The 21,554-nt window shown below is 63.7% G+C and carries 20 protein-coding genes; 7 read left to right on the forward strand and 13 right to left on the reverse strand.

All coding sequences use genetic code 11. The features are described 5' to 3' along the window. Positions 1-1,842, forward strand: a 1,842-nt coding sequence (locus ACNPP0_RS02740) for an NADP-dependent malic enzyme (protein ID WP_448704958.1), incomplete at its 5' end; no start/stop codon positions are given. 208 nt (positions 1,843-2,050) lie between these two features. Here the strand turns inward: ACNPP0_RS02740 and ACNPP0_RS02745 are convergent. Further along, entirely contained in the window at positions 2,051-3,031 is a 981-nt protein-coding gene (locus ACNPP0_RS02745) for a LysR family transcriptional regulator (protein ID WP_448704959.1), read from the reverse strand. 178 nt (positions 3,032-3,209) lie between these two features. On the opposite strand from ACNPP0_RS02745, the gene ACNPP0_RS02750 reads away from it, so the two are divergent. Both ACNPP0_RS02750 and ACNPP0_RS02755 read left to right on the forward strand, forming a co-directional pair. Beyond that, entirely contained in the window at positions 3,210-4,529 is a 1,320-nt protein-coding gene (locus ACNPP0_RS02750) for an MFS transporter (protein ID WP_448704960.1), read from the forward strand. 36 nt (positions 4,530-4,565) lie between these two features. After that, positions 4,566-5,864, forward strand: coding sequence for an ArgE/DapE family deacylase (locus ACNPP0_RS02755; protein ID WP_332611312.1), 1,299 nt, complete (start codon positions 4,566-4,568; stop codon positions 5,862-5,864). Here ACNPP0_RS02755 and ACNPP0_RS02760 read toward each other — a convergent pair. The 3 genes from ACNPP0_RS02760 to ACNPP0_RS02770 form a co-directional block, all read right to left on the reverse strand. Then, a complete protein-coding gene (locus tag ACNPP0_RS02760) occupies positions 5,833-6,267 on the reverse strand; it encodes a hypothetical protein (protein WP_332611313.1) in 435 nt (144 codons plus the stop codon). The genes ACNPP0_RS02755 and ACNPP0_RS02760 overlap by 32 nt on opposite strands. Positions 6,268-6,279: 12 nt before the next feature. Beyond that, the gene (locus tag ACNPP0_RS02765; protein WP_332611314.1) at positions 6,280-7,338 is read right to left on the reverse strand and encodes a polymorphic toxin type 44 domain-containing protein; all 1,059 of its coding nucleotides are present in this window, start codon (positions 7,336-7,338) and stop codon (positions 6,280-6,282) included. A gap of 294 nt (positions 7,339-7,632) precedes the next feature. After that, the gene (locus ACNPP0_RS02770) at positions 7,633-7,935 is read right to left on the reverse strand and encodes a hypothetical protein (protein WP_448704961.1); all 303 of its coding nucleotides are present in this window, start codon (positions 7,933-7,935) and stop codon (positions 7,633-7,635) included. Here ACNPP0_RS02770 and ACNPP0_RS02775 point away from each other — a divergent pair. Further along, complete coding sequence (locus ACNPP0_RS02775; RefSeq protein WP_448704962.1) at positions 7,925-8,170, forward strand: hypothetical protein; 246 nt, start codon at positions 7,925-7,927, stop codon at positions 8,168-8,170. The genes ACNPP0_RS02770 and ACNPP0_RS02775 overlap by 11 nt on opposite strands. Positions 8,171-8,179: 9 nt before the next feature. On the opposite strand, the gene ACNPP0_RS02780 is transcribed toward ACNPP0_RS02775, so the two are convergent. Next, the gene (locus ACNPP0_RS02780) at positions 8,180-8,536 is read right to left on the reverse strand and encodes a DUF4148 domain-containing protein (protein WP_448704963.1); all 357 of its coding nucleotides are present in this window, start codon (positions 8,534-8,536) and stop codon (positions 8,180-8,182) included. Between the two features lie 221 nt (positions 8,537-8,757). Between ACNPP0_RS02780 and ACNPP0_RS02785 the strand changes: the two genes are divergently transcribed. Further along, positions 8,758-9,576 carry a class I SAM-dependent methyltransferase gene (locus ACNPP0_RS02785; RefSeq protein ID WP_448704964.1) on the forward strand — a complete coding sequence of 273 codons (819 nt, stop codon included), beginning with the start codon at positions 8,758-8,760 and terminating at the stop codon, positions 9,574-9,576. Positions 9,577-9,614: 38 nt separating this feature from the next. Here ACNPP0_RS02785 and ACNPP0_RS02790 read toward each other — a convergent pair whose 3' ends face one another. Continuing rightward, entirely contained in the window at positions 9,615-9,830 is a 216-nt protein-coding gene (locus ACNPP0_RS02790) for a SlyX family protein (protein ID WP_046805159.1), read from the reverse strand. A 199-nt stretch (positions 9,831-10,029) separates the two neighbouring features. Here ACNPP0_RS02790 and ACNPP0_RS02795 point away from each other — a divergent pair, with 199 nt between their 5' ends. After that, positions 10,030-12,105, forward strand: a complete 2,076-nt coding sequence (locus ACNPP0_RS02795; RefSeq protein ID WP_448704968.1) for a TonB-dependent receptor domain-containing protein — start codon at positions 10,030-10,032, stop codon at positions 12,103-12,105. Between the two features lie 26 nt (positions 12,106-12,131). Here the strand turns inward: ACNPP0_RS02795 and ACNPP0_RS02800 are convergent, their stop codons facing one another. Beyond that, complete coding sequence (locus ACNPP0_RS02800; RefSeq protein ID WP_448704965.1) at positions 12,132-12,761, reverse strand: nitrogen fixation protein NifQ; 630 nt, start codon at positions 12,759-12,761, stop codon at positions 12,132-12,134. Positions 12,762-12,986: 225 nt separating this feature from the next. Here ACNPP0_RS02800 and ACNPP0_RS02805 point away from each other — a divergent pair, with 225 nt between their 5' ends. Next, a complete protein-coding gene (locus ACNPP0_RS02805; RefSeq protein ID WP_448704966.1) occupies positions 12,987-15,539 on the forward strand; it encodes an ankyrin repeat domain-containing protein in 2,553 nt (850 codons plus the stop codon). Between the two features lie 117 nt (positions 15,540-15,656). On the opposite strand, the gene cyoD is transcribed toward ACNPP0_RS02805, so the two are convergent. The 6 genes from cyoD to ACNPP0_RS02835 form a co-directional block, all read right to left on the reverse strand. Beyond that, positions 15,657-16,007 carry a cytochrome o ubiquinol oxidase subunit IV gene (gene cyoD / locus ACNPP0_RS02810; RefSeq protein WP_046805162.1) on the reverse strand — a complete coding sequence of 117 codons (351 nt, stop codon included), beginning with the start codon at positions 16,005-16,007 and terminating at the stop codon, positions 15,657-15,659. After that, on the reverse strand, positions 16,007-16,621 hold the full coding sequence (gene cyoC / locus ACNPP0_RS02815) for a cytochrome o ubiquinol oxidase subunit III (RefSeq protein WP_332611325.1): 615 nt from the start codon (positions 16,619-16,621) through the stop codon (positions 16,007-16,009). The genes cyoD and cyoC overlap by 1 nt, the downstream gene beginning before the upstream one ends. A 3-nt stretch (positions 16,622-16,624) precedes the next feature. Continuing rightward, on the reverse strand, positions 16,625-18,601 hold the full coding sequence (gene cyoB / locus ACNPP0_RS02820; protein ID WP_054422652.1) for a cytochrome o ubiquinol oxidase subunit I: 1,977 nt from the start codon (positions 18,599-18,601) through the stop codon (positions 16,625-16,627). Between the two features lie 2 nt (positions 18,602-18,603). Beyond that, positions 18,604-19,512, reverse strand: a complete 909-nt coding sequence (gene cyoA / locus ACNPP0_RS02825; RefSeq protein ID WP_046805243.1) for a ubiquinol oxidase subunit II — start codon at positions 19,510-19,512, stop codon at positions 18,604-18,606. A 259-nt stretch (positions 19,513-19,771) separates the two neighbouring features. Further along, positions 19,772-20,323 carry a response regulator transcription factor gene (locus ACNPP0_RS02830; RefSeq protein ID WP_219990960.1) on the reverse strand — a complete coding sequence of 184 codons (552 nt, stop codon included), beginning with the start codon at positions 20,321-20,323 and terminating at the stop codon, positions 19,772-19,774. Positions 20,324-20,327: 4 nt separating this feature from the next. Next, entirely contained in the window at positions 20,328-21,530 is a 1,203-nt protein-coding gene (locus ACNPP0_RS02835; RefSeq protein WP_332611327.1) for an ATP-binding protein, read from the reverse strand. Between the last annotated feature and the right edge of the window lie 24 nt (positions 21,531-21,554).

Below are 21,554 nucleotides of genomic sequence, written 5' to 3' on the forward strand. Positions count from 1 at the left end.
CGCATGAAGATCCCCGTTTTCCACGACGACCAGCACGGCACCGCCATTACGGTATCGGCGGCGTTCATCAACGGCTTGAAGGTCGTGGGCAAGGACATCAAGAAGGTCAAGGTCGTGACCTCGGGCGCGGGCGCCGCCGCCCTGGCGTGCCTGGATTTGATGGTGGACCTGGGCCTGCCGCTGGAAAACATCTGGGTCACCGACATCGAAGGCGTGGTCTACGAAGGCCGTGTCGAACTCATGGACCCGGACAAGGCGCGTTTCGCGCAAAAGACCGATGCCCGCAAGCTGGCCGAAGTGATTCAGGACGCCGATGTGTTCCTGGGCCTGTCCGCCGGCGGCGTGCTCAAGCCCGAGATGGTTGCGGCCATGGGCACGCGCCCGCTGATTCTGGCGCTGGCCAACCCCACGCCGGAAATCCTGCCGGAAGTGGCGCACGGCGTGCGTGACGACGTCGTCATGGCCACCGGCCGTTCCGACTACCCGAACCAGGTCAACAACGTTCTGTGCTTCCCGTACATTTTCCGGGGCGCGCTGGACGTGGGCGCCACCACCATCACCCGTGAAATGGAAATGGCCGCCGTGTACGCCATTGCCCAGTTGGCGGAAGAAGAGCAGAACGAAGTCGTCGCGGCCGCCTATGGCACCTACGACATTTCGTTCGGCCCGGAATACCTGATCCCCAAGCCGTTCGACCCCCGTTTGATCGTGCGCATTGCGCCGGCGGTGGCCAAGGCGGCCATGGACGGCGGCGTGGCCACGCGCCCGCTGGCCGATCTGGAAGCTTACGAAGAGCAGTTGCAGCAATTCGTGTACCACTCGGGCGCGTTCATGAAGCCGCTGTTCTCGGCCGCCAAGCGCATCGTGCGCGGCGGCGGCAAGGCCCGCATCGTGTTCACCGAAGGCGAAGACGAACGCGTGCTGCGCGCGGTGCAGGTCGTGGTGGACGAAGGCCTGGCGCGTCCCATCCTGGTGGGCCGCCCCGCCGTGTTGCTGTCGCGCATCGAGAAATTCGGCCTGCGCCTGCGCCTGGGTGAAGACGTTGAAGTCACCAACCCCGAATACGACGAACGCTTCCATCAGTACTGGACGACGTACTGGGAACTGATGTGCCGACGTGGCATCACCAAGGAAATGGCGCGCGTGGAAATGCGCCGCCGCCTGACCTTGATCGGCGCAATGATGGTGCACCTGGGCGATGCCGACGGCATGGTCTGCGGCACGGTCGGCGCGTACCACGACCACCTTCGTTTTGTGAATGAAGTGATCGGCCGCCGTCCGGGCGCCAACGTATATGCCGCCATGAACATCCTGCTGCTCAACGAGCGCACGGTGGTGCTGGTGGACACGCATGTCAACGACGAGCCCACGGCCGAGCAGATCGCCGAGTTCACGGTGATGGCGGCGCACGAAATGGCCCGCATGAACCTGGCGCCCAAGGTGGCGCTGCTGTCGCGGTCGAATTTCGGATCGGGTAGTTCCGCGTCGGGCGCCAAGATGCGCCAGGCGCTGGAGTTGGTGCGCGAAGCTGCGCCCGAGATCGAAATCGACGGCGAAATGCATGGTGACTGCGCCCTGGACGAAGCGCTGCGCATGCGCATCCTGCCGTCGTCCACGCTTAAGGGCGAAGCCAACCTGCTGGTGTGCCCGAACGTGGATTCCGGCAACATTGCCTACAACCTGCTCAAAACGGCGGCGGGCGGCAACGTGGCGGTCGGCCCGATCCTGCTGGGCGCCAACGCGCCGGTACACATCCTGACGTCCAGCTCCACGGTGCGCCGCATCATCAACATGACGGCAATGACCGTGCTGGACGCCAACCGCGTCGAAACCTCGGCCTGAGGCTGCGGCGCGCGTTAGCGGCGCGCAACGCCGGCAAGCAACGCCGGCAAGCAACGCCGGCACAACGCCAGCACCCACGCCCCGACCCACCGCTTACGCGCAGCGGCTCGGGGCGTTTTTCATGCGTTCAACGGTGCGCCGGCAGCTGTCGGACTGCACTTTCCGAACGCGACCCGGCCGCTACCCCAAGCTACGCCGGCCCCAAGGCTCAAGGCAAATGCGGCAGCAGCCGCTGCGGCAGCGAATAGTTGTCGATATGGTCGCGGAACGCCGCAATGAACAGGTCCTCGGCCGCGCTGCGGTGCGCGTCCCCGTGCCAAAGCAGATGCAGGTCCGCCGCGCACACGCCTTCGCCCGGCGGCAGCCGCCACAAGCGGCCCTCGGCAAGATCGGCCTGCACGCTGTGTTCCGGCAGGCAGCCGATGCCAAAGCCCGCCACCAGCAGACGCTTGACCTCGTCATGCTGCGACGACGTTGCAATGATGCTGCCCGAGAACCCGCGCTGGTCCCGAAAGATCGTCAGCGGAGACAGGCTGTCACCCAGGGCGTCGCTGGCAAACGAGACAAAATTCTCGTTCAGCAGATCCTCCATGCGGATGTCCGTGCGCCCGAACAGCGGATGGTGCTTGCCGCAGAACATCGCGTAGCGCTGTTGCAGGAACAGCTTGTGGTCCAGCCGCTTGGGAATCTGTCGGCATAGCGCAATGCCGGCCGTCGCGCCGCGCTGTTGCAGCACGTTCACGATTTCGCTGCTGGGCAACACATCCAGCTGAACTTCTATGCGCGGGTGCGCCCGATGAAAGCGCACCCAGAACTCGTCATACACCGCCGAATGAATGCGGCTGGCCACCAGCAGATGGATGCGGCCCACGGTTTGTTCCTCGGCCTGCGCCACGTCGCTGACCAGTTGCGACACGTTGCCATGAATCGCCAGCGCGGCCTGGCGCACCTCTTCGCCGGCCCGAGTGATGGCGAATTTGGAGTGATGCCGTTCGATCAGGCGGCGATCCAGCTGCTGTTCCAGCCGGCGCAATGCCTGGCTGACCGCTGACTGCGTCAGGTGCAGTTTGATAGCAGCACCGCTAATGCTGCGCTCTTGTGCGATGACCAGAAAAGTGCGCAGCAGGTTCCAGTCCAGGCGATCGCCCACGCGTGCAATGGTCGTCGGGGGAATCGATTGATCTTTCATAACACATTGATCGGTAACGGTTTGATGGGGCGCTGGCCGTTGCGAGGGCGCAATGCCCGGTGATGATATCTGAACATTAACGCTGCTTAAGTCGATGATAAGAATTCAGAAATTGACCGCCCCCTGGGGCGCGGGCGATAAAGCCGCCATCAAATCCAAAAAAATCCAAGGAGGAATCATGTCGGCCCCCGTCCATCCATCCGCCGCCAGGCAACCGGTGCGCGCCGCTGCCGCGGCCTTCATCGGCACCACCATCGAGTGGTATGACTTCTACATCTACGCCACCGCCGCCGCGCTGGTATTCGGCAAGGTGTTCTTTCCCACCGCCGATCCCTTCGTCAGCACGATGGCGTCCTTTGGCACCTTCGCGGCGGGCTTTCTTGCGCGGCCGCTGGGCGGGCTGGTGTTCGGCCACCTGGGCGACCGCGTCGGCCGCAAGAATGCGCTGATGGCCACGCTGGTCATCATGGGCGTCGCGACCGTGGGCATCGGCCTGCTGCCCAGCTACACGCAGGCCGGCATGCTGGCGCCCGCGCTGCTTTTGGTGTTGCGCCTGGCGCAGGGCCTGGCCGTGGGCGGCGAGTGGGGCGGCGCGGTGTTGATGGCGGGCGAACACGCCTCGCAACGGCGGCGCACCTTCGCGGCATCCTTCGCGCAGTTGGGCAGCCCCGCCGGCTTGATTCTGTCTCTGGTGGCGTTCCGCCTGATCACGACGCTGGACGAGGCCGACTTCCTGGCCTGGGGCTGGCGCATCCCGTTCCTGGTCAGCGCCGTGCTGCTGGTGGTGGGTTACTTCATCCGCATCGGCGTCAGCGAATCGCCCGACTTTGCCAAGGTGCTGGCGCAGCAGGAAACGTCCGAGGTGCCCGCGCGTGAAGTGCTGCGCACCGCCTGGCGCACCGTGCTGCTGTGCATGGGCGTGTGTACCGTGGCGATCGGCGGCATCTATTTCACCAACACGTTCATGCTGGCCTACACCACGCAAACGCTGGGCCTTGACCGCGCGATGATCCTGGACTGCCTGTTTGCCGTCGCCATCATCCAGCTGATCGTGCAGCCGCTGGCAGCGTGGTTCGCCGAATCGCTGGGCACGTCGCGCGTGCTGATGATCGCGGCGGCGTGTTCCGTGTTGGCGCCGTACCCGATGTTCATGCTGGTCAGCCACGCCACGCCGCTCAGCATCGTGGCCGGCATCGCCATCGTGCTGGTGTTCATGGCGACCATCTATTCGGCCATGGCCGGCTTCATCAGCGCGGCCTTCGAGACCCATGTGCGTTATTCGGGAATCTCGCTGTCGTATCAGTTGTGCGGGGCCGTTGCCGGCGGTTTCACGCCGTTGATCGGCACCTGGCTGTCGCATCAGTATCCCGGCCAGTGGCTGCCGCTGGCGCTGTTCTATTCCGCGCTGTCGGCGATCACGCTGGTGTCGATATGGGGCTTGGCCAACCACAAGCCGCGCCGCGCGGCCAGCGTTCGCACCGTCACGCCGGTCGCGTAGGGCGGGCGCTCAAACACTCATCTTCAAGGAGAAACCATGGACACCACTCAAGCCCCCGCCGCGCTGACGGCCGAACAGACGCGCCGCATTCTGCAAGCCGTGGACGACCGCTTCGATGCGCAACTGGCCTTCACGCAGGAGTTGGTGCGCTTTCCCTCGCTGCGCGAGCAAGAGCACACCGCGCAGGACTTTCTGTACGAGGCGATGCGCCAGCGCGGCTTTGCGATGGACCGCTGGAAGATAGACGTAAAGGACATCGAATCCCATCCGGGCTTCGGACCCGTCACCGTCTCGTACGAAAACGCCTTCAATGTGGTCGGCACCTACCGACCCGACGTGCAGACGGGCCGCTCGCTGATCCTGAACGGCCACGTGGACGTGGTGCCCACGGGCCCTCAGGACATGTGGAGCCGTTCGCCCTGGGACCCGGCCATCATCGACGGCTGGATGTACGGACGCGGCGCCGCCGACATGAAGGCCGGCCTGGCCGCCAACCTGTTCGCCTACGACGCCCTGCGCGCGGCCGGCTACGCCCCCGCGGCGCCGATCTACTTCCAGTCCGTGGTGGAAGAGGAATGCACGGGCAACGGCGCGCTGGCCGCCCTGTTGCGGGGCTACAAGGCCGACGCCGTCATCATCCCCGAACCCGAAGAAAACATGCTGGTGCGCGCCAACGTGGGCGTGTTGTGGTTCAAGGTCCGCGTGCAGGGCCACCCCACCCACACGCGCGAAATGGCCAACGGCTTCAACGCCATCGATGCCGCCTATGCGACCATCGAGGCCCTGCGTAAGCTGGAAACCAAGTGGAACGGGCAGCATCACTGCCACCGCCATTTTGAACACCTGGACCACCCCATCAACTTCAACATCGGCAAGATCGAAGGCGGCGACTGGCCGTCCACCGTGCCGCCCTGGTGCGAATTCGACGTGCGCGCCGCCATCTACCCCGGCACGACGGCGGACGAAGCCCGCGCCGAAATCGACGCCTGCCTGCGCGACGCCGTGTCCGACCCCCGCCTGGGCGGAACACCCCCCACCGTCACCTACACCGGCTTCTACGCCGAAGGCTATGTGCTGGAAGAAGGCTCCGACGCGGAAAACACCCTGCGCGAGTGCCACCGCCAGGCATTCCAAAGCGAGCTGCAAAGCTTCACCACGCCCGGCTACCTGGACGCCCGCGTCTTCGTCATCTACGGCGACATGCCCACCCTGGTCTACGGACCCAAGTCCCTGGACATCCATGGCTTCGACGAACGCGTGCACCTGGAATCGGTACGCCTCATCACCAAAACCATTGCACTGTTCATTGCGCAATGGTGCGGGGTGCGGGAGTGAGGTAGGTAGAAGTTCGGTCGGGGTTTCCTGCAAACAGGCGGGCAAGGAATCGATCGCGTATTTCGGTGCGTTCGACCTTTGCCCCATCCCCGACAAATACGTCGACACGACTGAACGGCTGCGTCAGTTCGATATGGTCAGCGCTGTGGCCTGGAAAAGTGATCAAGATCCACATGCCGGGCTTGGGAAACATGGCCGTGCGAAATCTTAAAGTCTGGCCGGGGCTCATGCCAAGCTTGCGCGTGTCGTCGTTGTCGTTGAAAAAGACGCTGACGCGGCCGGTGGCATGTTCCGAGTAATGCACCACCACCACGGGCGAAAACGCACCCGAGGTGGCGGAAAATACCCAGATGCATGCCAGCAATCCCAGGATGGCGCAAAGCAGGCGCGCTACGACTCGCATGCTTCCGTGCTTTCAACGGCTGCATTCATGGAGTTCCTTAGCTCGATGCTCTGCGATTCCCCAAGGCAACGGCACGGCGGAAATTCGTTCCAACAGCGTAGCCGAGGTCAGTTCGTGAGGCTTGGAGGCGGCATAGAGATCGCATCCCAGTTTGATCGAAATGTGGTCCGGCACGTCGTCCGCGCTGGCCGGCCACGTGCCGTTGGTCGAATGGTCTTGCCACCTGGGGAGTTTTCCATCCTTCATGGACCGATAGGCGTCCGATAGCGCTTGCGCCAAGCCTGCCCCGTGAAGCAGCTCGGCTTCGCTAAAGCCCAGGGCCACCCCGACATATCCATAGTGGATGTTCGACCAGATGTCGTAGTAGTAGTCAAAATCCCCCAGTTTTTGCCAGCCTCGATTAAAGCCGTGCGGCCCCAGCCGTCGTCGCAGAAGTGGTTTATGGTCCCATGGCCGGCCAGGGCCAACGCGCTCGACCCACATTGCATAGGCGGCAGCCTTTTGGGCCGCGGCCGCTGCGTGATAGTCAGGTCTTCCAGCCAATTTTTCATGCCAGCGTAACCGGTGCCATTCAGCAGTTTGAGCGTCGGGATCCGCGCTGTTGGCCCCAAGTATCTTTCTGCCTTCGACGGAGAAGGGATTGGTCTTCATTTCACGAACGATGTACTCGGCCACTGCGACCGCCGTATCAGCGTGATCGCAGACAACGTGGTCCGGGGCCTTAGCTCGTATGCGCTCACTGCTGGAATCTCTGTCTGGCGAGGCGCTCTTGGCATTGCCTGCGTGGGCCCGAAAACCCAAATCTTGAGCTAATACGGCGATGTTCTGGCTGGCGATCAGCGTCGCGCCACATGACGTTTGCATGCCGTCGATCGCCAGCCGGATCCCGTCGACCATAAAGGTGGATACGCCTTCCGCGATAGGGTAGGTTCCCTTGCACTGGGGGCAACTCACCATATGTCCCAGTCCCGATGCCGCCTTACCTTCAATCAGGTAGAAGCTGATTCCCTGCAAGACGGTGCCACCGTGACTGGTCGTATCGCCAATTCGTATGATTGGCCTGGCTGACATACGCCCTCCCACGCAAATTAGACTGGCTTCGAGTCTATTGAATTTGCAACGGGCCAGACGATCTGGTGGGAAAAATCGGACTACTACGAGCGGATTCGGAATTGATCCGATGCCGACAGGGACAAGCTGCCCGCGTCGCGGGGACGTCAAAGCATGTCAGGTGTGGCGAAATCGGCCGGTGGGCATCGGCGCACGGTGCGAACGAATAAGAACAGCCCCCGGCTGTAAAGCAGGAGGCTGTGGTGTAGCCGGTCTTTCGCTATCGGGTCGGCTCGGATTTCGCCTATCCCCGCATCAAGTGCTGCTGGCCTTCCAGGTGCCGTCCGGTTGCTTGCAGAACCAGAACTGCCATTTCTCGGTGGTGCTGCTGCGGGCGAAGTCGGCGACCAGGAAGCGGCAGACGCGGTCGTCCTTGATCTTGCTGGTTTGCGTGGGCGTCAGTTGTACGGTGATCGGCGCGGCGCGCTTGGGCTGGGCCTTGCTGGTCCATTCGGTGCGCTGGCCGTCGGCCGATTGGTTCAATGCTTGCGCGACGGCTTCGTGGAACGAGGTCCGGTCGCCGTTGGGAATCTGCGTGATGAGAGAATTGTTCAGCATCACCGGCGGTGCGGCGACGGCCGCTGCCGACATGCCGCTTGCGATGAGCAAGGCGGCGAGAACGCGGGTGTATCTCAAGATAGGCTCCCTGTCTGATGAGTCAGATTTTTTCTTGCTGGCACTGGAGCCGATAGTACGCGAACGCGTTGCGTTTGCCACGTGCGCCGCGACCGCGCAAAAAAAGGCCGCCTGGTTCAAGGCGGCCAAGGTACAACAAGGGGAGGGGGAATCGTAGTCAGGCAGATCAGTTGCCGTGGTAGACGCCGGCGAACGGCATGTCGTTGGGCTCAACGTTGGAGACCAGGCCGGCAGCCTTGGCGGTAGCCAGTTCGGCTTGGACGTCGGCGCGAGTCTTGCCCGATTGCTGGGCGCCGTACACGCCCTGGAAGGGCACGTTGTTCGGTTCCACGTTGGTTACCAGGCCAGCGGCCTTGGCGGCGGCCAGTTCGGCCTGCACTTGCGCGCGGGTCGGGCCTTCGTACTGCGTGCCGTAAACGCCTTGGAACGGCACGTTGTTGGGTTCGACGTTTTGCGATGCGTAGGCGCCGGCGCTCAGGGCGGCAAAGGACAACATCAATGCGGTAGCTAGGGTCTTCTTCATGGTAAATCTCCGATTTCAAGAGCCTTGGGTGCGAATCCGGCGGCCTATCCGTCGTGGTTCGTTGCTGTTTCCCGATGACTGAATTCTGCGCCGATCCGGGGTAGGGATAAACCCGGATATCCGTAAAAGATATTTCCATAAATGGAAGAATATCGTTCGATTTTCCGATTTATTCCATTTATGGAAGCCATAGCGTCCCCCGGCGTCATAGAGGAGCCCGCATGGAACAAGTCCGGCTTACCGGTGTACGAGCAACGCTGTTGATTACGCTGTATGCCAAGGCAGCCGAAAGCCGCCTGCCGGGATCGTTGTTGCAGGACCGGTACGCCGCCGAGGCCGTGGCACGTATCGACCATGACTTCGCCACGCTGCGCATGAGCCGCGACGCCATGATCGGGTTGTCCATGCGCGCCTACTCGCTGGATGCGTGGGTGCGGGAATTCCTTGCCGCGCACCCGGTAGCCACGGTGCTGCATCTGGGATGCGGGCTGGACAGCCGGGTATTTCGCGTGGATCCGTCACCCGGCGTGGCGTGGTTCGATGTGGATTACCCCGATGTGATCGCGCTGCGGCGCACCGTATATCCCGACCGCCCGGGCTGCGAACTGGTGGGAACGTCGTTGGCGGAACTGGATTGGCTGGCGCGTATTCCGGCCGATAAACCGACGCTGGTGGTGGCCGAAGGGCTGCTGCTGTATTTGCACGAAGCGCAGGTACTGAACTTGCTGCGGGTGATCACCACGCAGTTCCCATCGGGTGAGATCGCGTTCGATGCTTACTCGCGGCTAGGGCTGGCGCTGGCCTCGCGCAACCCCATGTTCCGCGCGACCGGCGCGCCGATGCGGTGGAGTCTGGAGGACGCGCAGATGCTGGAAGCGCAGGTGCCGGGCTTGCGATTGCGCACCGAGCAATGGGTCTACGAAGAAGCCGGTGGCGCGCAATGGGCGCGGTTCAGCTGGCCGGCGCGCGTGGGAGTGTGGCTGATGCGGCGCGTGCCGCCCCTGCGCAGGCTGGGCAGGTTGCTGCGCTACGGTTACTGAGGCGTGCAAAGGCGTGCATAGGCGTGCAGCAGTACCGGTCAGTAGTGCGGCGGCAGCTCGTCGCGCAAGCTGCGAAAGGGCGCGGCGCCTTCCGGGGCTTGTTGGCGCAGGTCGGCGACCTCACGCTGAAGGCGGTCTATCTGCTGTTGTTGGCGGACGATAATCTGGTTCAGTTGTTCCAACAGATCATCCGCAAAGCTGGACTTGATCTCCAGCTCTTGCAGGCGGCGTTCTATGTCTTGCATGGGTTCCATGGCGGCTATTAGACCCGTTCCTGCCGTGGATTTCCAACGGAACACGGGATCTTTCAGGCTTTTATATAGGGAGACATCGGTGACGGACCAGGCGGGGCGGTGCGCACGGCGGCAAACACAAGGCGCTACGCGAGGGCACGGGCAGCGCGGGCTGCGCCGGGGCTTGCAGTGGCTGATGCAGGGCTCGCTGGTGGCGGGCATGGCCAACGGCGCCTGGAGCCAGACGGTGGACGCGACCCTGGCGCCCGTGGTGGTGACAGGCACGCGCCTGGGCACGTCCGTGCTGGACACGCCCGCGTCGGTGGATGTGGTTGACGGCGCGGTGATGCGCCAGGGCCAACCCGGCATCAACCTGTCGGAAGGGCTGGCGGGCGTACCCGGTCTGCAAATACAGAACCGCCAGAATTATGCGCAGGATTTGCAAATTTCCAGCCGGGGCTTCGGCGCGCGGTCCACGTTCGGTGTGCGCGGGGTGCGCCTTTATGTAGACGGTATCCCGGCCACGATGCCCGACGGCCAAGGGCAGACGTCCAACATCGACATCGCCTCACTGGCCCGTGTTGAAGTCATGCGCGGGCCGTTCTCTGCGTTGTACGGCAATTCCTCGGGCGGGGTGATCCAGGCGTTCACCGAGGATGGCGCGGCGCCGCCGTCCGTGTCGGCCAATGCGTGGGGCGCCAGCTACGGCACATGGCGTTACGGCGCATTGGTCAGCGGGGTGACGGGCACGAGCGGGGGCGAGGGCGCGGACGCGGGCGCCCTGGATTACGTGGCGAGCGTCAGCCGCTTTACCACCGACGGCTACCGCGACCACAGCGCAGCGCGCAAAAACCTGGCCAACGCCAAGCTGGGCTTGCAGCTGGACGACGCCAGCCGGCTGACCATCGTGCTGAACAGCGTCAACCTGAAAGCGCAGGACCCCTTGGGCCTGACCTGGCAGCAGTTTCAGGATGACCCGCGCGCCGCGCCCCTGGCACAGCAGTACGACACCCGCAAAACGGTGCGCCAGACGCAGGGCGGCATGGTCTACGAACGGCAGGTGGACGGGCGCAATACGTTGCGCGTGATGGCGTATTACGGCCAGCGCGACACGACCCAGTACCAGTCAATTCCCCCCGCCGTGCAACTGGCGCCCACGCAGGCGGGCGGCGTCATCGACCTGGCTCGCCAATACGGCGGCGCGGACGTGCGCTGGACGTCCGAGCTTGATGTCGGCGGCCGGGCGCTGACCGTGGTCGGCGGCTTTGCCTACGATGCCATGCAGGAAGATCGCAAAGGCTATCAGAACTTCACCGGTTCGGTGGCCAACCCGACCCTGGGCGTGCAAGGCGCGTTGCGGCGCAACGAAACCAACACCGTGTACAACGCCGACCCCTATGTGCAGGCATCGTGGAAAGTGGCGCCGCGCTGGACCCTGGACGCAGGCCTGCGCTACAGCACGGTCAGCTTCGATTCCAACGACCACTACCTTGCCGCCGGTAACGGCGACGACAGCGGCGACGCGCGCTATCGCAAGGCCCTGCCCATGGCGGCCGTGCGTTATGCGGCCAGCCAGGACGTCAGCCTGTACGCGTCTTACGGGCGTGGATTTGAAACGCCCACCCTAAACGAAATCTCGTACCGCCCCGGTGGTCAGCCCGGCTTGAATTTCGGCTTGGCGCCGTCGCTTAGCACCAACCTGGAGGCGGGCGTGAAGGTGCGCGTGGCGGGGGGCTTGGCGACCGCCGCCGTGTTCCACACGGGCACGGACGATGAGATCGTGTCGGCCGGCAGCAGCGGCGGGCGCACCAGCTATCAGAACGCGGGCCGTACACGACGAGACGGCGTGGAACTGGGCTGGTCCGGCGAACATGCGCCGCACTGGCGCACGCAGTTGGCCTATACCTGGTTGAACGCGCGTTACGCCGACGACGGCACGGGTGGCATCCGCGCCGGCAACAAGATACCGGGCATCGCGCGGCAAGCCCTGTTTGCGTCCTTGGCGTGGGCGCCCCCGCAAGGCTGGCAGGCGTCGGTGGAAGGGCGGGTGTTAAGCAAGATCTACGTGAACGATGCCAACGACCAGGATGCGCCGGGGTATTTCGTTGCCGCCATCAGCGCGGGCTACGTGAAGAAAATCAACGCCTGGGAACTGAACGCCTACGCGCGTGTGGATAACCTGTTCGACAAGCAGTACGTCGGCTCGGTCATCGTCAACGAAAGCAATGGCCGCTATTACGAGCCGGCCGCCGGGCGCAGCGTGGGCATGGGGATCGGCGCAACGTATCGCTTCTGACGATGCGTTGTGGCCGTGGCGCGCAGTCAGTCGGGCGCGCTTGAATAGCAGATGCCGTGGTCTTCACATTGCGGGCATCCGGGCGCGGCTGACGGCGGCAGGCCCGCGTGCTCGCAGGCCGAATAGGCCAGGAATTTTTTCCAGCGCAGGTTGCGTGTATTGCGCATCACCAAGCCCGGGTAATGGCGCGCCAGCAGAAAGGTGACGTCTTCGCGGCCGGCCAGGCCCAGGTCGCGCCACAGGTGGTCGGGCCGCAGGCAGGCGTGCGCCAGCACGCCGGTAACCCAGGCCGTGGTGCCAAGGTCGGGGGTGCGATAGGCCTCAAGCAACACGCGCATCAGCAGGGTGAAGCCGGGTTGCGGGTCGCCCCGGCCGTGCACCGCGTACAGGGCGTATTGCTCGACAAACGCGGCCAGCCTGGCGTCTTCGGATTGAAGCGCGCCGGGAAAAAGATGGTCCATCAGGTCCGCGATTTCTTCGGGGCTCAGGCCGCTGCGCGCCAGATCGTGGTGCGCCAGGCTGGTACCGATGACGGTGGCGAAGAAGCCGGCGTCGGGATGGCCGGGCGGCGCGTGATGCAACAGGGCGCGCGCGAACCGCTGCACCGACACGGAAATGTCGGCCTGGGCGGGGGAAGAAGTCAGCACAGCGTCCATGGCGGGGAGTGGCAATCGCTAAAGTAATTCTGATGTTAATGAAGTCGTTATGTTGCGAAATATATATCGAAAGCCATGTCAGGCCGGCGATATTGTGGACAAAATGGTCTCAGGACATACCCGAACGGTGCAACCGCGAAGTGATCATTACGACGCACCTGCCCAGAGGCAAAGCGGCGCCGGCGAGTATCATCGGCATCCTCGATATTTCGGGTTTCCCCTAGCATGCCGCGACACGTACGTTCCGTTGTTTCCCGCCCCGCGATTTCCAGGTTTGCCATATCCAGGCTATGCGGCGCCGTCCTGGTCGCGCTGGCCGGCCTGACGGCGGCGCCGCCACCGGCCGTCGCCTACGACATCGGCGCGGTCATCGACGCCGTGCGCCTGTCGCGCTATCCGCTGCGCGACCCGGAACGCCGCGTCTGGGGAACGGAAAACGTAAAGGACGCGATACTGGTCGGGCAGATGGAAAACCGGCTGTACCTGTACCGGTACTTGCGGCCGGACGCCAAGACGTTCAGCCTGGAATTCCGGTCCCAGCCGCTGGTGATCGATCCCTCCAGATGGAGCGCATCGCGACAGGAAAACGTGGTGGTCCGATCCCCGCGCAACGCGGAAACCCTGTACTGGGTAGGCGTGTCCTATAACGGCGACGACAGCTCCGAAGCTCAGGGCTTTTTGGTGGATGCTAGCGGTGTGGCCGCGTCGGTGCATGCCGACGCCAGGCTGGCCGTGGTGACCGCCGACCGCCCCTGGACAGACGAACGCCGCGCGCAGGCCCTGGCCACGCTGCGGCCGGCCTTGACCGACTACCCCGTGCGCATGAAGGCGTTTCCGGCCGACCTGCGGTTTGAATACCGCGCGCCGGTGGACGTGACCGCCACCTTCCGCACGTTGCATCAAGTGGCGCGCGCCATCCCGCGCGCCAAGGCCGCCGAGTTCAACCGCGCGTTGGCCGACCTGCGCCGCTTTGTGATGGAGCAGGACCCCCGCCAGATCGATCCCGACAATGAAGACGCCGAGATGCTGACGGCGCTGAACGACTACGGATTCTGGCTGGCTGAATCCGGCGACACCGAACAGGCTGACCGCATCTTGTCCGAGGTCTTGCGGCGTGATCCGGCGCGCACGGCGGCCTATCTGAACCGTGCCGATGCGCGCTGGAAACAAAGCACGCAAGCGCGCGACAGGCGCGACTATTTCGAAGCGCTGGCGCGCGAGGACTACCGCCTGTACTGCTCGCGCCGGCTGGCGGCCAATGACGCCATCCCCGCCAACATCGCCACGCGCATCCGCGCGGCGCTGAAGGAAACCGCGCCGCTTGATGCACAGGTTTGCCGGCCCCGCCTGGCGATCTTCAAGGCGATCCAGGCCGAAGATCTGGACGCGGTGCGCGCCGAATTGGCCGCCGGCCAGGACCCCAACGGAGAGAACGAACACGGCAGGTCCGCGCTGGCGGTGGCCGTGTCGAAAAAGCAGCTGGACATCGTGCGGGTGCTGTTGGCGGCGGGGGCGCGAGCCGATGGGCCCAACAACGGTTATGTGCTGCTGGCCTCTGCGTTGCCCGACGCCCGCGACACTCGCCCGGCCGAGCAGCGCTATGCGCTGGCCGACGCGCTGATCGCGGCGGGCGCGCCGCTGGATGTGCCCGACTCCAGCGGCATGCCATTGCTGATGCGCCGCGTGTCGTATTCCAGCGAAGACAAGGAAACGCTGAGCTACCTGCTGGCCAAGGGCGCCAACCCGAACGCGCGCGACAAAAGCGGGCGGTCGGTGCTGCACGCGGCGATGCAAAGCCCCAAGACGTTGTGGTTTGCCCAGGCGCTGCTGGCCAAGGGCGCCGACATCAACGCGGCCTATGTGCGCATGTACTACGGCAATCGTGGCATGTGGGAAACGCCCTTGCTGGAAGCGCTGCGCGACGCTATCAGCGGCGAGTTCACCCCGACGGTGGTGTATCCGATTCCTGAACGGCTGAGCTTTGCGCTGGCGCACGGGGCGGACCCGGCCGTGGGCGGCTACAGCGCCAACAAGACGCCGGATCGCAACGGCATGGACGAGGCGCTGGCGCTGGCCGCGCGCACGATGCAGCCGACGCTGATCGACCAGCTGGCGCAAGCCGCCAAGCCGCCGTATCAAGCGCTGACGCCGGAACCCCTGTCGCGCCTGTTGGGTGTGTGGAATCAACTGGAGATCCGCGCGGCCATCAAGCTGAACAGCCCCGACTGGGACGGCCAGCGCGCCAGGCTGCGCGCCACCGCCGACCGCTTGCTGGCCGCCGGCGTGCCGTTGACGCGCCCCGACGACGCCACGGGCATCGCCAACAACAACATCGCGCCGCTTGCGCTGCCCTGGCTGCCTGACGACCTGTATCAGCAATGGCTGGACAAGGGCGCCGACGCGTCGGACAGAAGCGATCCGAACACGCGCGTCGACGGCGTTGCGGATGCCGACGCATTGCCGCTGGTGATCATGCTGCGCGCCGGCAACGAGGCCAAGGCCAAGATGCTGATGGACCGTGACGCCGGCTTGTATCGCACCCAGTGGCGTTGCGGCATGGCGGTGGCCGATGTGCTGGCCTGGCAGCTGGGCAATAGCGGCCCCATCAGTCCGACGGGCGCTCGCGCGGTGCGGCAGGTCATGGAAGGGGCGCAGGGGGCGGCCAGTTGCGACTTGAACCAGACGTCTCGCGTACAGCCGTTCGTGGGGATCAGCGCCCGCGACCTGGCCGCGCGCGCCAACGTGACGCTGATGGTGAAAGAGCCCCAGCCCCGGTAACCGGTGCGCCGCGGCCGTTCCGCATTTTCAAAACCGCATCTTCAAAACAAAACAGGCGCCCGAAGGCGCCTGTTTTTTGCGATGACGCTGGCGGGCAGCGTCATCGGCAAAGCGTCATTACATGGCGTGGCCCATGTTGACGTTCATGTTGTACAGCACCCATGCCGACCCGCCGACGATGATGGCGATGATCATTACGGTGAAGACGAACGCGGCCAGGTTGTCGCGTGCCGACTTCGACGCGCCCATGTGCAGGAAGTACACCAGTTGCACCAGCAACTGGAGCACGCACAGGGCAACGACGCCGACGATGGTGATGGTGTGCGACAGCGCGCCGTGCATCACCAGGCCGAACGAACCGAAGGTGAGCAGCAACGAAAGCACGAAACCGATGATGTAGGACTTCAGGCTGCCGTGGTCGGCGGCGTGATCGTCGTGGCCGTGTGCGGCCGCAGCGGAGTGCGACATCAGATGGCTCCCATGAGATAGACGAAGGTGAAGACGCAGATCCAGACGATGTCCAGGAAGTGCCAGAACAGGCTCAGGCACGCCAGACGACGCTTGTTGATCGAGTCCAGGCCATGGCGGCGAATCATGTCCAGCAGGACGATGATCCAGATCAGGCCGAAGGTGACGTGCAGGCCGTGCGTACCGATCAGCGTGAAGAACGCCGACAGGTAAGCGCTGCGGCCCGGGCCGGCGCCTTCCGTGATCAGGTGATGGAATTCCCAGACTTCCATCGCGATAAAGCCCGCGCCGAACAGGAACGTGACGACCAACCAGCCCATCGCGCGGGACTTGTTGTTGGCGTGCACGTTCAGGTTGGCCATGCCGAAGGTGAAGCTGGAGAACAACAGCAACAGCGTTTCGACCAGCACGAACTTCAGGTCGAACAATTCCTTGCCCGTGGGGCCGCCCGCGGTGGCGTTGGACAACACCGCGAACGTGGCGAACAGCACCGAAAAGATCAGCAAGTCGCTCATCAGATAGACCCAGAAACCGAATACGGTCTTGGATCCATCGTCATGATGCGCGTGATCGTCGTGACCCGCGTGGGGGTGAGTGGCTACGGCTTGAATCATGGCTCAGGCGGCCTTCTGCATTTTGTCAAAGTGAGCGTTTTCGATGCGTTCGACTTCCGCGGCCGGGACCCAGTAATCGACGTCGCGGTCGTAGGCGCGGGCGATGAAGGCGCCGATCATGCCGACGAAGCCGGCGGCGGCGAGCCACCAGATGTGCCAGATCAGCGCAAAGCACATCACCAGGCCGAACAAACCGATGTAGACGCCGGCGCCGGTGTTACGCGGCATGTGGATGTCTTCGTACTTGGCCGGGCGCTTGTAGGCCTTGCCGCTTTGCTTGTCTTCCCAGAACTGGTCCAGCTCATCAACGTGAGGAACGTGGGCGAAGTTGTAGAAAGGAGCCGGCGACGAAATCGACCATTCCAGGGTGCGGCCATCCCAGGGATCGCCAGTGACGTCCTGGTTTTGCTTGCGTTGGCGAACCGACACGAACACTTGCTGCAACAGGAACCAGATGCCCAGCATGATCAGCGCGGCGCCAGCCAGCGCGACCAGCAGGTACGGCTGCCATTCCGGGTTGTCGTAGTGGTTCAGGCGACGCGTCATGCCCTTGAAGCCCAGGATGTACAGGGGCATGAAGGCCATGAAGAAACCAACGAACCAGCAGTAGAACGAGTAGCGGCCCAGGCGCTCATTCAGCGTGAAGCCGAACGCCTTCGGGAACCAGTAGGTCATGCCGGCGATACAACCGAACACCACGCCACCGATGATGGTGTTGTGGAAGTGGGCGATCAGGAACAAGCTGTTGTGCAGCACGAAGGACACGCCGGGGATGGCGAGCATCACGCCGGTCATGCCGCCGATGACGAAGACGATCATGAAGCCCAGCGTCCACAGCACCGGCGTCGTGATGCGCAGGCGGCCGCGGTAGATGGTGAACAGCCAGTTGAAAATCTTCGCGCCCGTCGGGATCGAGATAATCATTGTCGCAATGCCGAAGAAGGCATTGACGTTGGCCCCCGCGCCCATGGTGAAGAAGTGGTGCAGCCAGACCAGGAACGACAGCACGCCAATGGCGGCCGTGGCGTAAACCATGGACTTGTAGCCGAACAGCGTCTTGCGGGCAAAGGTGGCAACCACTTCCGAATACACGCCGAACGCAGGCAGCACCAGGATGTAGACCTCGGGGTGACCCCAGATCCAGATCAGGTTCACGTACATCATGACGTTGCCGCCCATGTCGTTCGTGAAGAAGTGCGTGCCCAGGTAGCGGTCCATGGTCAACAGCGCAAGGGTTGCGGCCAGGACGGGGAACGCGGCGACGATCAGCACGTTGGTGACCAGCGAGGTCCACGTGAAAATCGGCATCTTCATCAGGCTCATGCCCGGTGCGCGCATGCGCAGGATGGTCACGATGAAGTTGATGCCGCTAAGCGTTGTGCCCAACCCGGAAATCTGAAGTGCCCAGATGTAGTAGTCCACCCCGACGCTTGGGCTGTAGTCCAGCCCCGACAACGGCGGATACGCGAGCCAGCCCGTCGCGGCGAATTCGCCCACGAACAGCGAGATCATCATCAGCGCGACGCCGGCGCCAAACAGCCAGAAGCTCAGCGAGTTCAGGAACGGGTAGGCCACGTCGCGGGCGCCGATCTGCAGCGGCACCACGATGTTCATCAACCCGGTAATGAAAGGCATCGCCATGAAGAAAATCATGATGACGCCGTGGGCGGTGAAGATCTGGTCGTAGTGGTGCGGTGGCAGGAAGCCGGCCGAATCGGCGGAGGCAACCGCCAGCTGGGTACGCATCATGATGGCGTCGGCAAAGCCGCGCAGCAACATGATCAGCGCGACGATGATGTACATCACGCCGATGCGCTTGTGGTCGACGGAGGTCAACCATTCCGTCCAAAGGTACTTCCACTTGCCGAAGTAAGTGATGGCGCCGAAGACCGCTAGGCCTCCCAGGCACACGGCGGCCAGCGTAACCATGACGATAGGTTCATGGTACGGAATGGCCTCGAGGGTAAGTTTCCCGAGCATTGTTAGTTAATTCCTGCGATCAGATTGTTCGACGTGGACGTGCACGTGGCGGAGTCCACACCGGCCATCTTGGACATGGTGCTGCCCAAGACGAAATCAAACATGGCGGGAGGCGCCGACGAATACTTGACCACCGGGTTGCGTTCGCTGCGCTTGGTCAGCTCTGCATAGACCTCGGGGGTCAGGGCCGTGGGCGAAGCCTTGGCTTCCTTGACCCAGTTGTCGAACCCTTCTTGCGACGTGGCGATGGCCTTGAAGCGCATGCCGGAGAAACCGGCGCCGCTGTAGTTGGCCGAGATGCCAGCGTACGTACCGGCTTCGCGCGCATTCAGGTGCAACTTCGTTTCCATGCCGGCCATCGAGTAGATCTGGCTACCCAGCTGGGGGATGAAGAACGAATTCATCACCGACGCCGACGTGATGCGGAAGTTGACCGGAACGTCCACGGGGAACGCGATCTCGTTGACCGTGGCGATGTCGTAGTCGGGATAGATGAACAGCCACTTCCAATCCAGCGACACCACCTCGATGGTGACGGGCTTGTGTTCGGATACGAGCGGCTTGTAGGGGTCCAGCGCGTGCGTGGAGCGCCAGGTGATCACGGCAAGAATCGCCACGATGATACAAGGAACGGTCCAGACTACGACTTCAATCGCCGTGGAATGGGCCCACTTGGGCTGGTAGTCGGCTTTGGTATTGGATGCGCGGTATTTCCAGGCAAAAGCCACAATCATGAACAGTACTGGAATCACAACGATGAGCATCAGCCCGGTCGCCGTGAACAGCAAAGTCTTTTCTTGGGCGCCAATATCTCCCTTGGGGGAGAGGATTTCCATGTTGCAGCCGCCAAGCAGCATGACCGCGCCGACGCCAAAAATGCGCGTAAGGGTCGCAAGGAGGGGGTGTTTCACGTACAGCCTTGGATGGAAGGTGGGAAATGCTGCAAAGCAGCAGACTGGAATGCTGCCAAGCAGCAACGTCCATCCTATCGGCTTGCTATCCATCAAGCATGCGACACATGGTCGCATTGCCTGGGAGGAATCTGCCCTGAAGGGGCCAGATTCAGGGTTTTCCTAGGGGCGCAGTTGTCCCGGAGGGGTTGCATGGGGGTGCGACGATATGTCGCACCCGCACATGAGGTGTTGTAAAGATGTGTCGCACCCGCACAAATCAGTCCGCGAGGACTTCGCGTTCCGGCCCCGGTTTTTTTGCCAGCTTGCGCTGAAGCGACCGGCGGTGCATGCCCAAGAGGCGCGCTGCCGCCGAAACGTTGCCGCCGGTTTCGTGCAGGGCCTGATGGATGTGCTCCCATTCTAGGCGGTGCAACGGTGTCATGGTCGTTTCGATGGTAACGGATTCTGGCTTCACCAGACCCAGCGTGCGCAGGATCATCGGCGCGGTGGCGGGCTTGGGCAGGTAGTCGTCCGCGCCGCGCTTGATGGCTTCCACGGCAGTGGCCACGCTGGCGTAACCGGTGACCAGCAGGATGCGCATGTCGGGGCGCAGCGCGCGCAAGGGGCGGATCAGCGTCAGGCCGGAGTCCTCGCCCAGGCGCAGGTCCACCAGCGCGAACGCGGGGCGGATTTCCTCGGCCACGCGCAAGGCTTCGGCGATGCCGGTGGCGGTTCGGGTTTCCAGGCCGCGACGCGACAGGCTGCGCTGCAAGGTGCGCACGTACAACTCGTCGTCGTCGATCAGTAGGCCAAGGTCGGTAGGGTTCATCACTTCAAGTTCCGGGGTTGCCCAGGGGCAGGTAAAAGCGGATGCGGGTGCCTCCCCCAACGGCGGCGGTCATGGTCATTTCTCCACCCAACTGTTCCACCGTGGCGTGCGACAGGGCCAAGCCCACGCCCAGCCCTCCCGGCTTGCCGCTGTTGAACAGGCTGGTTGCGGGTAGCAAGGTCTGGTCGGGGTCGAAGCCCCGGCCGTAATCCCGCACTTCGCCACGCAGGGCGCCATAGCCATATTCCAGATGCAAATCCACGCGCGGCGTGTCGGCGGCCTCGCCGGCGTCTGCCGCATTGTTCAACAGCGCCTGCAACAAGTGCGCAATCGCCGGGTCCACCCGCAGGCTGGGGGGCAGCGTGCCCGAGCGGTTCAGGTCGATCGTCGGGCGGATCAGCCGCCATTGACCCACCACGCGCACCAGGTCCACGGCGGTTGGGACAGCCAGATTGCGGATGCGTTCCCGGCAAAGGGCCAGTAATTGACTCAGGGTGGACACGTCTTCGCGCAGGTCGTCGTCCTTGACCTCGGCGGCGATTTCGTCAGCCAGCAGCGTCATGGTGGCCAGCGGGGTATTCAGTTCGTGGGCCATGGCGGCGGCGTGGGTGGCCAGGGCAACGATGCCTTCGTTGCGCGTGAAGCGTTCGCGCAGCCGGGCCAGTTCGCGCTCGCGGGCGCGCAGGTCGGAAGCCAGGCGGGTGGAAAACACCAGCACGACCACCACCGAAATCAGGAAGTTGGCGCCCAGGCCCCATAGCAGCAGGGTGTGCGTATCGACGTCGCCGCGCAGGGGCTGGCCGAAGATGGCCGCCGCCGCATAGCCTGAAATACCCGCCAGCGCCGCGGCCAATGCCCAGTTGCGCGGCAACGCCAGCGCCGCCAGCGCGGTCAGGATCAGGAACATCATGCCGAACGGATTGCTGATGCCGCCGCTCCAGCCGATCATCCAGGACAGTGCGGCCATGTCCACCAGCAAATGGCCAAACGCCGTGGCGTGGGACAGGTCGCGGGGATGGCGCAGCCGCAGGCTGGCGTAGGCGTTGAAGCCGATCAGGACACCGACGCCGATCCACAGGGGTTCCAGCGGCAGGGCAAGGCCCAGCACGCTGCTGGCCAGCAGGATGGTGGCGGCTTGGCCGGCGATGGCGAGCCAGCGCAGGCTGCAAAGGGTACGCAGGAATGAAAAGGCGGAACTACCGGGCATATCCAGACACAGAGTTGCCGGGGG

The sequence above is a fragment of the Achromobacter semiaridum genome (genome assembly GCF_053543755.1).